The organism is Chryseobacterium sp. KMC2, assembly GCF_016756935.1.
In the GTDB taxonomy this organism is placed as follows: Bacteria; Bacteroidota; Bacteroidia; order Flavobacteriales; family Weeksellaceae; genus Chryseobacterium; species Chryseobacterium rhizosphaerae.
This window is the reverse complement of sequence record NZ_JAESIT010000005.1, coordinates 75490-87768: the sequence shown is the minus strand read 5'-3', so window position 1 is coordinate 87768 and position 12279 is coordinate 75490. Positions and strand designations below refer to the sequence as shown.

The 12279-nt window shown below is 36.7% G+C and carries 10 protein-coding genes; 7 read left to right on the top strand and 3 right to left on the bottom strand.

All coding sequences use genetic code 11. The features are described 5' to 3' along the window. Entirely contained in the window at nucleotides 1-1251 is a 1251-nt protein-coding gene (locus JML65_RS07500) for a dicarboxylate/amino acid:cation symporter (RefSeq protein WP_202270417.1), read from the bottom strand. A 597-nt stretch (nucleotides 1252-1848) separates the two neighbouring features. Here JML65_RS07500 and JML65_RS07495 point away from each other — a divergent pair. From JML65_RS07495 to JML65_RS07465, 7 genes are all read left to right on the top strand, one after another. Next, the gene (locus JML65_RS07495) at nucleotides 1849-2745 is read left to right on the top strand and encodes a hypothetical protein (protein WP_047492038.1); all 897 of its coding nucleotides are present in this window, start codon (nucleotides 1849-1851) and stop codon (nucleotides 2743-2745) included. A gap of 10 nt (nucleotides 2746-2755) precedes the next feature. Next, a complete protein-coding gene (locus tag JML65_RS07490; protein WP_202270416.1) occupies nucleotides 2756-3595 on the top strand; it encodes a hypothetical protein in 840 nt (279 codons plus the stop codon). Nucleotides 3596-3604: 9 nt separating this feature from the next. Further along, the gene (locus JML65_RS07485; RefSeq protein WP_115918780.1) at nucleotides 3605-4516 is read left to right on the top strand and encodes a hypothetical protein; all 912 of its coding nucleotides are present in this window, start codon (nucleotides 3605-3607) and stop codon (nucleotides 4514-4516) included. Between the two features lie 258 nt (nucleotides 4517-4774). Next, the gene (locus JML65_RS07480) at nucleotides 4775-5266 is read left to right on the top strand and encodes a BON domain-containing protein (RefSeq protein ID WP_047492027.1); all 492 of its coding nucleotides are present in this window, start codon (nucleotides 4775-4777) and stop codon (nucleotides 5264-5266) included. Nucleotides 5267-5272: 6 nt separating this feature from the next. Beyond that, on the top strand, nucleotides 5273-5692 hold the full coding sequence (locus JML65_RS07475) for an SH3 domain-containing protein (protein ID WP_047492023.1): 420 nt from the start codon (nucleotides 5273-5275) through the stop codon (nucleotides 5690-5692). An 89-nt stretch (nucleotides 5693-5781) separates the two neighbouring features. Beyond that, entirely contained in the window at nucleotides 5782-8493 is a 2712-nt protein-coding gene (locus JML65_RS07470; RefSeq protein WP_202270415.1) for an outer membrane beta-barrel protein, read from the top strand. 270 nt (nucleotides 8494-8763) lie between these two features. Continuing rightward, entirely contained in the window at nucleotides 8764-10623 is a 1860-nt protein-coding gene (locus tag JML65_RS07465; protein ID WP_202270414.1) for a CocE/NonD family hydrolase, read from the top strand. Nucleotides 10624-10715: 92 nt separating this feature from the next. Here JML65_RS07465 and JML65_RS07460 read toward each other — a convergent pair whose 3' ends face one another. After that, entirely contained in the window at nucleotides 10716-11327 is a 612-nt protein-coding gene (locus tag JML65_RS07460; protein ID WP_202270413.1) for an alpha-ketoglutarate-dependent dioxygenase AlkB family protein, read from the bottom strand. 67 nt (nucleotides 11328-11394) lie between these two features. Beyond that, the gene (locus tag JML65_RS07455; protein ID WP_047492011.1) at nucleotides 11395-12237 is read right to left on the bottom strand and encodes a bifunctional helix-turn-helix domain-containing protein/methylated-DNA--[protein]-cysteine S-methyltransferase; all 843 of its coding nucleotides are present in this window, start codon (nucleotides 12235-12237) and stop codon (nucleotides 11395-11397) included. Between the last annotated feature and the right edge of the window lie 42 nt (nucleotides 12238-12279).

Sequence of the window (12279 nt, the reverse complement as noted above, 5' to 3'; positions counted from 1 at the left end):
TTAAATTTTATCTAAGGGCTCGGTTAACTGTCCTTCCCACTTAGAGACTGCAGAAGTAGCCAGTGTATTTCCTAATACGTTTGTCATACTTCTTCCCATATCACAGAAGTGGTCAATTGGCAGAATTAAAGCAATTCCTTCCGGAGGAATACCAAACATCGAGCAGGTAGCCACAATAATCACCAGTGAAGCTCTTGGAACTCCGGCAATACCCTTCGAAGTAAGCATTAATACCAGAAGCATCGTGATCTGCTGCCCCAGTGTCATTTCAATACCGTAGATCTGGGCAATGAAGATAGAGGCAAATGTCATATACATCATACTTCCATCCAGGTTGAAAGAATATCCTAAAGGCAGAATAAAAGATACTACTCTGCTGTTACATCCGAATTTCTCAAGCTCTTCCACCAATTTTGGGAATACAGCTTCCGAACTTGTTGTGGAGAATGCAATCAATAAAGGCTCTTTAATTCTTTTCAATAGATCAAAAAGACGGTTTCCTAAGATCATATATCCTACCAGTAAAAGAACGAGCCACAGAACTCCTAATGCGAAGAAGAAATCTCTTAAATAAATGGCATAGACTTTAAATATTTCAAACCCATTGGTAGCCACTACTGCTGCAATAGCTCCTAATACTCCCAGAGGAGCAAACCACATAATATATCCTACCATTTTAAGGATAGCGTGCGCAATAATGTCGAAAAGTTTAACGACCGGCTGAGCATATTCTTCTCCTAAATTTGCCAAAGCCACTCCAAACATAATAGCAAATACTACAATCTGTAATACCTCATTAGTTGCAAAAGCCTCAAATAAACTTTTAGGAATCATATGCTTCACAAAGTCTTCCAAAGAAAAACTTTTGCTGCTTTTAAGAAGGTCTTCAGCAGAAGCAACATCCTGGATTGGTAGCTTTGTTACATGTCCCGGTTCCAGCCAGTTTACCAGCATCAAGCCTATAAAAAGGGAAATCAGAGAAGCAGAAATAAACCAAAGCATGGCTTTTGTCCCTACTCTTCCAATCATTTTGATATCACTCATTTTGGCTATTCCAACAACCAAAGTGGTAAATACCAATGGGGCAATGATCATCTGTACCAATCTGATGAAAACAGTTCCCAATAATTTTATATTCTTGGAAAAAGGTTCCGCACTTTCCGGATATTTTACATGTACTATTCCTCCAATTCCTACTCCCAGGATAAGTGCAATGATAATTGCTATAAAAAGTTTATTCTGTCCTTTCATATATAGTTCAATTTGCGCAAATATAATGGTTTTTCAGTTGGCATAAGATTTTCTTCAAAACGGATTAATTTTAGAGTAGAATTTTAATAACCCGTCGGGTATTTTGAAAATAAAAAAAACAATAGACAGTTTACAATCTATTCAACTAACCATCAATCAATTAAAACGCCCTTAATTGCAATACTAAAATCTATAAACGTCTCGAAATATATCGATTCGTTATTTTTTGATTGATTGCATAAAATTATCAGTTTTGCATAAAATATATTATAAAACGATTAGAACCTAACGTTTACATTAATAAGATTCTAAAAACACATTAATTTATAAGAAATTAAATTTATTATGATGAAACTTATATCTGTTTTTAAGAGCATGCAGTACAATTAATTTTTAAACTTTAAATTTTGCTTATTCCCTCAAACGCAACCATTTAAAGGTACTGCATCATTAAAAATCAAAATACTATCCATGAGATTTAATGTACATTTTTTGATTTTTGAAACCAGTTTATGAAATTTTTAAAATAAGCTGATTGACAGGTAATGATTAACGCTTACTACATTTAATTAATTGCTTGAAATTCTACATGAGAATATGAAAAAAGAAAAATACAAAATATTGATACTTCCCTTATGTTTTTTTATCAATATATTTAATGCACAAATTGGTATAGGCACAGGTAATCCACAAGGAATGTTCCACGTAGACGGTGCCAAGGATAATCCAACTTCAGGAACGCCAACTCCGGCACAACTTTCTAATGATATTGTGATCGATAAAGTAACAGGCTTTATTGGAGCGGGAGTTCTTACCCCTCAGGTCCAATTAGATATGAGATCAACAGCAAATGAAAATTCTCTGGGTATCGGTACTACGAGTATGTTGGCCAATGCAGCAGGGGCAGGTGCGGTACGCTATGATGTAAATAATACGCCGGTAGGAGCCAAAATTGAAGTGTCTGATGGTACAGTATGGCATAAAGCTTACGTTGCCCCTCAAAAGGCTGTGGTCGTAGTTCGGAAAATTGTAAGTCAGTCAATACCTACAGCTTCGGCAACAACTATTATTAATTGGAATGAGGTACGTGACATGAGCAATAGCTTTAACCCTAGTTCGGGTGAATTTACAGCTCCCCGCAATGGAACCTATACTTTTTTACTAACATTTAATTTTAACGGTACTGTTATTACTGATGGCTCCAGAGTGGAATCACAGTTTTATAATCCTGCTACAAGCACGGTTCTGGCCAGTGTCTACAAAACTTTTGGCCAATCTATGACGGGTTCATCTGATGATGCCAATGCTACACGCTCCACACAGGCTGGAGGCTCAAGTACTGTTACACTCACATTGGATGCAGGTACCAGAGTAAGTGTCAGATTATATCAGAACCTTGCCTCAAGTGCTATTCCACTTCGGGTTACCACCGACCCTCTGAATCCCGCAAATCCTGATGATGGATTTAATAATTTAACCGTAATAGAACATTAAGATATAGAATATGAAAATCAATATAATTAAATTATTCACTTGTATTTTAGTTTTTTCTATCATAAAAACTACTGCACAGGTAGGGTTTTTTATCCCGAATCCTGCACAGCCTTTACACATTGACGCAGGAAAAGATGATGGTTCCACACCCGATGCAACAAAAATATCTAACGACATCGTCGTTACATCAACCGGTCAGTTAGGTGTTGGCCTTTTAAATCCGGTTACTAAAGTTGATCTTCGATCTTCAAGTAACGAAAGAATTATCGGTTTGGGCAGTAATACCCAAAGTTCTACTACCGCAGGTGGAGGTGCCATACGTTACAATTCCGGTGGATTTTTAGAGTATTCTGATGGTGAACAATGGATAGCATTACCACTTACTCCCCCTACCAAGGCCCTTGTAAACGCTAATAAAAGCTCTGCCCAAAGCATTCCGAGTGCTGCATCAACGGTCATTACCGGTTGGGTAGAAACAGTTGATTTAGGTGCTGGCACCGGTGGGGATTTCGATCCTTCCAGCGGAGTTTTCAAAGCTCCACGCGATGGTTTTTATTTGGTTTCTTTCAGCATCACATTATCTAATGGAAATATCCCTAAAAATACATTTATAGAAACGGCCATAGAAAGCAGCCAAAGCTCTAATAATATTCCGGTATTTAAAACAATAAATTCTTATCCCGCTTTTCAGGCTGGTGCAGTAAGCAATTATATAAGTGGAAATTGTAATGCTATTTTCAATCTCAAGAAAGATGATACTATAAAGTTTAGCGTAAGGCATAATATTGGCAGCGCGCGAAACACACTAAATGACAGCAAATTAAATAATTTAAGCATTAGCGAATTATAAAAACACTTAATGATGGTATCAAAAAATAAAATAAAAAGATGTATTAGTACTTTACTTATTGTATCACTTAAAGTAAGCTATATAAATGCTCAAATAGGAATTGGAGTACCCAATCCGACAAATCCTGTAGAAATTAAAACAAATGCGGGTAATATTGTGGTTGACCCTTCCGGAAGAATGGGTGTGCTGGTAGCTAATCCGAAGGTAGCTATGGATCTGCGTGGCGGCACCAATGGGTCTGTGGCTATCGGGAATACTACGAAAACAGCTGCCGAAGCAGGTGCAGGTACCTTACGATATGTTGCAAGTCCTGCTATTGGGGTAAAAGGCTATTTAGAATTTTCCGACGGTTCTTCCTGGGTTAGTTTTTTCCCAAAAGGAAAACCTCGTATCATCGTAATGGCAAGTAAGATTACTCAGGATACATACGTATTTGAAAGTGCAGTACCTTCGGAAATAGGAACTAAATCCGGGGTGGTTCAAAGAAGATCTTCATACTTAACTAACTGGGCTGAGAAATTAGACTCTGATTCGGGTGTTCCGACTGCAAATTTTAACCCGGCTACCGGTGAATTCATAGCACCACGTGACGGTGTATACTTTGCGACTTTTACGTTCGCATTACAATCCAGCCAGGTGAATACTGGAGCCAATAATCAAACAGAGGCAATTTGGGAAGTTAGAAACTCAGCGGGTACTATTACCCAAAGAGTAAAAACAAATAATGGATATGCTTCTGATACAGGAGGAAGTCCTAATGCAGTACCTGTAGGCTCAGCTTGTACAGTAAGTGTGTATTTAAATAAAGGAGACAAATTAAGACCTTTTATCTGGATTACAGTAGCATTTGATGGAACAGTCAGCCAGTTTGATACTTCAGGAAGTGGGGCCTATAATTCACTTACAATAGTTGAACAGTAAAACATTCTGTAACAAACAAGAGGGCTGTTTACATGTTTTCTCCAATGAAGTGGAAATTCTTTATTGAACATTTTGTTTAATAATCCTAAACAAAAAAGATCGGAAAGACCTTAGAAAAGATGCATAACACTTAAAAATTAAATCCCTGGTTTATAAAATATTGTAAAAAATTTAAGAAACATTTATTGATTTTTTATTCTTTTGGTACAAATTTTATTATTACATTTGATTGTATAACAACATTAATAAATATACAATATGAAAAAAACTATCGCAATGGCTGCATTAGCTGTAGCTGTATCTTTCGGAGCAGTTTCTTGTAAAAAGAAAGTATCTGATGCCGATCTTCAGACTCAGGCTACAACTGTAGTAACTTCTAATCCCAATGCTTCTGTTGAAGTAAAAGAAGGCGTAGCTCACTTAAGCGGAACTTTTGCAGATCAGCAGTCTAAGGATGCAATGATCACACAATTAAAAGCGATCAGTGGAGTAAAAGACGTAATGGATATGTCTACTATAGCAGCACCTGCGCCTGCAGCGGCACCTGTTGAAACAACTTCTGCTGTAGATCCTGCTGTTCAGAAAAAAGTTCAGGATGCTGTAAAAGATTTCCCAACTGTAAAAGTAGAAGTTGTAAACGGACAACTTACCCTTACAGGAAATGTTTCAGGTTTACAGGCTAGAAAGATCAAAGAATCTGTAGATGCTCTGAAAATTGGAAAATATAACAATAACCTAACTGTAAAATAATTTAAGATGAGCGAATTACAAGATAAATATTCAAGTGTAGTTTCAGCAGCTCAGTCTGCAGGAATTTCAAACCTTCAGGTTCAGGAGCAGGACGGAATTCTTTATGTTTCCGGAAATGCTTCAAACACTGCTGCAAAAGATGCAGTATGGAATGCTTTAGGTGCTATTGATTCTACATATTCTTCTTCAGATATCAATATTGATGTACAGGTAGCAGGTCTTGCTGCAGGTGCTTCTTTAACGATCGCAACAGAAGATTCTAACCTGAATATCAGACAAGAGCCTTCTACGGAAGCTGCTGTTGTAGGAAAAGCGGCAAAAGGTTCTTCAGTAACTTTAATTGAGCAGACTTCTGATGACTGGTGGAAAGTGAAAACTGCTGACGGTCAGGAAGGATATGCTTATTCAAGATATTTGAGAGCTTAATTAATTTTACAAAAATTAATTTCAGAAATATACTGAGAAACATCCCTATATTGGGATGTTTTTCTATTTTTACGTCTTTGAAAAACTAAATGAAGAAAGTCTTACTGCTATTGCTCTTTGTATGCAATATTGTGATTGTACATGCCCAAAAACTGCATATTGACGGAAAAGTATCGGATCTGGGAAAGAAACCTGTAGAAAATCTAACGGTATATCTGCTGAAGACAAAAGATTCATCTATTGTCAATTATACTGCTACCAATAAGGAGGGAAAATTTTCACTAAAAATGGATGAGCTCAAAGAACCATCTATTCTGAGAATTGATGCTGAAAACCTATCTTATTCTAAGCGATTTGAAAAAATTGACCAGTCTTTATCGTTGGGTGATATTCAGCTTGAGAAAAAAGCCGTAATCAATATTGATGAGGTCAAAATTACGGTCTCTCCTGTAAAAATAAAAAATGACACCGTAGAATTTAATGCATCAGCAATCAAAGTACGCCCCGACAGCAAAATTCTGGAGCTTTTAAAACAGATCCCCGGAGTGGAAGTCGGTAATGATGATAAAATTACAGTGAATGGAAAAGATGTAGATCAGGTTATGGTCAATGGCAAACCATTTTTTGATAAAGATGGTAAAATGGCTTTACAAAATCTTCCGGCAGATATTATTAAAAATATTCAGTTTACGACAACAAAAACAAAAGAAGAAGAACTTAGCGGAAAGCCTCCCAAATCTCAGAATACCACGATCAATTTTAATATTGATGAAAAGAAGAATAAAGGATTTCTTTCAAGACTTACCCTGGGCTATGGTTCTGATAAACGATATGAAGGTAGCGGGCTTCTAAGTTATTTTAAAGGAGACACTAAAATCAGTATTTTGGCTTCTTCCAACAATATCAATTCTAAAAGTGTTTCTGCTGATGATGTTTTTGATAATATGGGGCGCATCAGAGGTGCCGGGACCCAAACCGGAGGCAATGGAATCCAAAGATCTACCACTATTGGTCTTAACTACAATGACAAATTGGGGAGAGACGCAGATCTTGATAACCTCAGTGTAAAATACTCCAATTCTACCCTGGAAACCCGGTCTAAAGTTTCAAGAACAACCCTTCTTCCCGGCTATACACTCAAAACCAACTCTGAAAGCAATGGTGACAATGAAACCAGACAGTATAATTTTGACAGCTCAGCCCGAATAAAACTGGATTCTCTAACCAATATTTATATATCTCCATCTTTTTCAAAATCGGAAAACTTCAGTTTCAACAGATCACAGTCTTCAACGTTAAGAGATGATAAACGGCTTAATGAAAGTACATCCTCCAGCAGTACCAATGGAGAAAGCAATACGTTTAGCCCGAATATTTATTTTTCGAAAAACTTAAAGAAAAAAGGAAGGTCAATTTCCGCTACCATCAACACCAGTATTTCTGAGTCCAACGATAATAATATCAACCAGTCACAAAATACATTTTATAACCAAACCGGCACAACCACAGATAACCGTGACCAGCTGCAGAAGAATAAGACCCAAAATAATAATTATAGCTTCAGTGCGGGATATACAGAACCTATCTCAGATTCAGCAATTGTAAGCCTTCAGCTGGAATACAGTTCAAAAGTATCCCGGAATTCCAGAGATTTCAATGATTTTGATCCTGTTACAGGACAATATTCCAAATACAATACTGTTCTTTCCAACAGTATGAACCAAACCATCAACCAGCTATCACCTGAACTTTCTTTTTCTCTTTTCAAAAAGAAGTTTAATCTCTGGAGCGTTGCCAATCTTGACATTTCGGAAATGACGGTAAGTTCTGTTTTCAAAGGACAGCAGTATGATCTTCAGAAAAACTTTGTCCTTCCCAGATATACTATGAGTTTTCAGTATGTTTTTTCTGAGCGTACCAGACTTACCGTATCCAATTCTTCCAGCTTCAATATTCCCGGGGCAGGACAGCTGACTCCTTATAAGGATGAATCAGACCCGCTGGTTACCTATACAGGAAATCCCGATTTAAAGAACACCTGGATGACAAACAGCAATGTTTCTTTTAACAGATTTAATATTATCAAAAATTTCAACTATTATATCAACGTAGGCTTTATCTACAGAAATAATGATGTTATTAATTATACTAAATATGATGACGCCGGAAAGCAGATTGTCACATATGATAATATAAGTGGAAATAAAAATTTTACGGTGGGTACAGGTTTAACTAAGATTTTTAAGTGGCAGGACAAGAAACTTACCATCACCCCAAGGTTCAGTTTGAATTACAATTACAATAATGGTTTTATCAACGGACAGGCTTTCAAAAGCAACTCATACAGTTTTAATCCTGGACTTAACCTCAGCTTTGAGATCAAGGAAAAGTTTAGCATTAAACCCTCATACAGGATCGGATATAATATATCAAAATACTCCAATTACAATATCGACAGAGTCAATACCACCAATCAGTCATTAAAACTGGAACTTACCAACTATCTTTTCCAGAGCAGGCTGGTTTTCGGAAATGATTTTGAATACAATACCAACTCCAATATCGCTCCCGGATTCAAAAAGGATTTTTATTTCTGGAATACCAGTCTGGGCTATTCTTTTTTCAAAAAACAGCTGACAGCAAAAGTGAAAATTTATGATGTCTTAAATCAGAATCAAAGTGTAAGGAGAACCATCACAGATTCTTATTTTGAAGATCGTGAAGATCTGATCCTGAAACGGTACATTATGTTTTCGCTGAGTATGAAACTTAATAAATTTGCCGGTAAAAAAAGGAAATAAAGCAAGACTATATTTTTATATATCATTTTGATCATGGCCGGTTCTTTCCGGCTATTTTTATGAACATACAGAATTGTAATCTTGAATAATATTACAATTGAAGACCTGAGAATCCCTTCCTCTGGAGGGGTGGCCAATTGAAAATTTGACAAGGTGGTTTAAAAATATCCTCTCATGCTTATTCACGTAAATGTTTATGATAAAAACCTTTTAAAAGAAGATTTAGTAATAAACGTATTTTTATTTTTAAATTAGCCGTAAATTTTTTTTATGAAACTCCATATTTCAGTTTTATGTATTCTTTTTTTCCTTCTTGGAAAAGCTCAAAAAACAGAGCAGAAAGACAATTTCGTTAAAGATAATTTCACCAAGAAAGAATTTTATATTCCTATGCGTGACGGGGTGAAGCTTTTCACAGCAGTATACATTCCGAAAGATATTTCAACTAAAAACAAATATCCTTTTCTGATGCAGAGAACCTGCTACAGCATTGCTCCTTATGGAGAAAATGAATATAAAACAAAGGTAGGCCCTAATACTTATCTGATGAAAGATAAATATATCTTCGTCTATCAGGATGTCCGCGGAAGATATATGAGTGAAGGTACTTTTACCAATATGACTCCTCAGGTAGAACGTAAAACAAAAAAAGATGTGGATGAAAGTACCGATACGTATGATACAATAGAATGGCTTTTGAAAAACGTTAAAGATAATAATGGTAAAGCGGGACAGTTTGGAACTTCTTATCCGGGGTTTTATACTGCTGTAGGTACATTAGCACAGCATCCTGCTTTGGTTGCCTCTTCTCCTCAGGCTCCGATCTCGGATTTCTGGAACGACGATTTCCTTCATAACGGAAGATTTATGCTAGGCTATTTCAGAACATTCCCTGTTTTTGGGGTTCAGAAAACACAACCTGAAAAACAAGCCTGGTATATGGATTCATTCATTAAGCAAACTTCTGAAGATGGCCTCAAGTTCTACAGAGACCTTGGTACCCTAAAAGATGCTTATGAAAAATATTACAAAAATAATTTCTTCATGACAGAAATTATGAACCATACCAACTATGATGAATTCTGGCAGAAAAGAAACCTTCTTCCTCACCTGAAAAACATCAATCATGCCGTGATGACCGTAGGAGGATGGTTTGATGCAGAAGACCTTTCCGGTCCTTTGAATATTTACAAAACGATTGAAAAAACAAGTCCAAAAGCGAAAAACACTATTGTAATGGGACCTTTCTCTCATGGGGGTTGGTCTCAGGAACAGGGAAAACATTTCCACAGTGAAACTTATTTCGGAGACAGCATTGCGACGTATTATCAGAAAAATATTGAAACTAAATTCTTCAATCACTACCTGAAAGGAAATACAAAACAAGATGCAGGACTTCCTGAAGCTTTAATGTATGATACCGGAGCCAAAGAATGGAAAGAATTTGCTTCCTATCCTCCTAAAAATGCACAGAAGGTTAATTTCTATTTATCAGACAAAACCTTAAAGAAAACTTCCGGCTCAGGATATTCAGAATATTACAGTGATCCCGAAAACCCGGTTTTAAGTTCCGATCACTTAAAAGATTTTAATGGCTTTACGCCTAAAAATTATATGTCGGAAGATCAGAGATTTGCAGAAGGAAGACCTGATGTATTGACGTTCACCACTGATGTACTGACAGATGATATTACTTTTGCCGGGGAAATTATGGCTAAGCTTAGTATTGCCTCTACTTCCACAGATGCTGATTTTGCCGTAAAACTGATTGATGTATATCCTGAAGATTTCAAACCTGCAGAGAAGAAAGACGGGGTAATCTATGGAAACTATCATCAGATGGTAAGAAGTGAAATTATGCCGGCAAGATTCAGAAATACAAGAGAAAAAGGAGAAGCTTTAGTTCCGAATCAGAAAACAGCGGTCAACTTCAGACTTCAGGATGTTGTTCACACTTTCAAAAAAGGACATAAAATCCAGATCCAGATCAGCAGTACCTGGTTTCCTCTTTTTGCTGTTAATCCACAGAAGTTCCTGGATAATCCTAATTTTGCTACTAAAGAAGATTATACTAAAGCATTAATCAAAATTTATGATGACAGCTCTATTGAAGCTGAGATTTTAAAATAAAGAGAAAAAGCTGTTCTGATGAACAGCTTTTATTTTTTATCACCTGCAGATTGAACTGATATTACGCATCTGATCAATAGGTGTGATTTCTTTTAATCTTCAATGGTTCTGAAGGTAAGATTCACCCTGGGGGTTTTTACTTTTGTACTTGGGGGAAGCCTGTGAAGCCAGTGATCCTGAGTTGTTCCTTTCATAACCACTAGACTTCCCTGTTCAAGGAAGATTTCTACTTTTTCTTTTGTTGTTTTATGTTTAAATAAAAACTTTCTCTCCGCTCCAAAGGTAAGAGAAGCAATAGCACCATGTTTCTTAAGGTCGGTTTCCCCATCACTGTGATAAGCCATTCCCTCACTTCCGTCATGGTATAAATTAAGCAGGCATGAATTGTACGTTTCACCTGTCACTTCTTCACACTTCTTTTTTAATTCCAGCAGCTCAGGGGTCCAGTATTTTGCATATTTTGTTCTCTTTGAATAGGTATATTCAAAAGCTTTTTCCCCAAACCAGGCCACTTTTCGTTTGGTAAGAATCAGTTTGCCGAAGATCATCGCTTCATCGTGTTCCCAGGGAATCTGATTGAACAGATAATCATAATACACATCAGATTCTTCTTTTGAAAAGACCTTTCCATAATAATGAACCGTTCCGTCATACGGAAGAAGGCTTAAAGGATAATTTGGTGTTTCGTCGAACAGGCTGAGCATTAATTTCTGTTTTTGTTAATACAAATTACGTAATGTTTTTGTAAATAGGTTATGGTGGCTAAAACACTTAGGAGTAAAGCTGTGAGCTTTCCCAGCCCACAATCATCTGTTTTCTCTCACTGCCCCATCGGTACCCACCAAGGTGTCCGGTAGACTGAATAACACGATGACAAGGAATAAGAAATGCTACCGGATTACTTCCTATGGCAGTTCCTACCGCTCTGGAAGCTTTTGGGTTTCCTATTTTTTCTGCCAAAGTACCGTACGTAGATAGCTTCCCCATCGGAATAGTCAATAAACTTTCCCAAACTTTAAGCTGAAAATCAGTTCCTTTTAAGTGAAGTTTGATGGTATTGAGTTTTGTCCAGTCTTTATCGAATATGGACAATGCATTCTTCTGAAGTGCATCTTGCTTTTCAAAAAAAGAAGCATTAGGAAATTTATGTTTCAAATTCCCTAATGCTGATTCTTTATCGTTTTCAAAAGCCATATAGCAGATTCCCTTTTCTGTGGAAGCAACCCCTATATTTCCAAATGGGCTTTCTGAAAAGCTATAATTAATGACAAGACTTTTTCCTCCGTTCTTATACTCTGCAGGAGACATTCCCTCTATTTTTACAAACAGATCATGAAGTCTGCTGGTACTGGAAAGCCCTGTTTCATATGCGGTGTCAAATAAACTTGCCTTTTCTTCCTTCAATAAATTTTTAGCATGTTCAAGACTGATGAACTGCAAAAATTTCTTCGGACTTGTTCCTGCCCAATCTGTAAAGATCTTCTGAAAATGAGCCGGACTCAAGTGAATATTCTCTGCCACTTCCTCCAAACTTGGCTGAAGCCTGAAATTGCTCTGGATATATTCTATCGCTTTGGCAATTCTGTTATAATCTATTTGATTTTGTGTGGACATTTTTATTCTGTTTTACCTCACAAATTTCCTAAGAATATACGG

What these genes read in the sequence shown, in the direction of transcription:
- JML65_RS07500 (WP_202270417.1), bottom strand. Translation starts at nt 1,251, where the DNA reads ATGAAAGGACAGAATAAACTTTTTATAGCAATTATCATTGCACTTATC.
- JML65_RS07495 (WP_047492038.1), top strand. Translation starts at nt 1,849, where the DNA reads ATGAAAAAAGAAAAATACAAAATATTGATACTTCCCTTATGTTTTTTT.
- JML65_RS07490 (WP_202270416.1), top strand. Translation starts at nt 2,756, where the DNA reads ATGAAAATCAATATAATTAAATTATTCACTTGTATTTTAGTTTTTTCT.
- JML65_RS07485 (WP_115918780.1), top strand. Translation starts at nt 3,605, where the DNA reads ATGATGGTATCAAAAAATAAAATAAAAAGATGTATTAGTACTTTACTT.
- JML65_RS07480 (WP_047492027.1), top strand. Translation starts at nt 4,775, where the DNA reads ATGAAAAAAACTATCGCAATGGCTGCATTAGCTGTAGCTGTATCTTTC.
- JML65_RS07475 (WP_047492023.1), top strand. Translation starts at nt 5,273, where the DNA reads ATGAGCGAATTACAAGATAAATATTCAAGTGTAGTTTCAGCAGCTCAG.
- JML65_RS07470 (WP_202270415.1), top strand. Translation starts at nt 5,782, where the DNA reads ATGAAGAAAGTCTTACTGCTATTGCTCTTTGTATGCAATATTGTGATT.
- JML65_RS07465 (WP_202270414.1), top strand. Translation starts at nt 8,764, where the DNA reads ATGAAACTCCATATTTCAGTTTTATGTATTCTTTTTTTCCTTCTTGGA.
- JML65_RS07460 (WP_202270413.1), bottom strand. Translation starts at nt 11,327, where the DNA reads ATGCTCAGCCTGTTCGACGAAACACCAAATTATCCTTTAAGCCTTCTT.
- JML65_RS07455 (WP_047492011.1), bottom strand. Translation starts at nt 12,237, where the DNA reads ATGTCCACACAAAATCAAATAGATTATAACAGAATTGCCAAAGCGATA.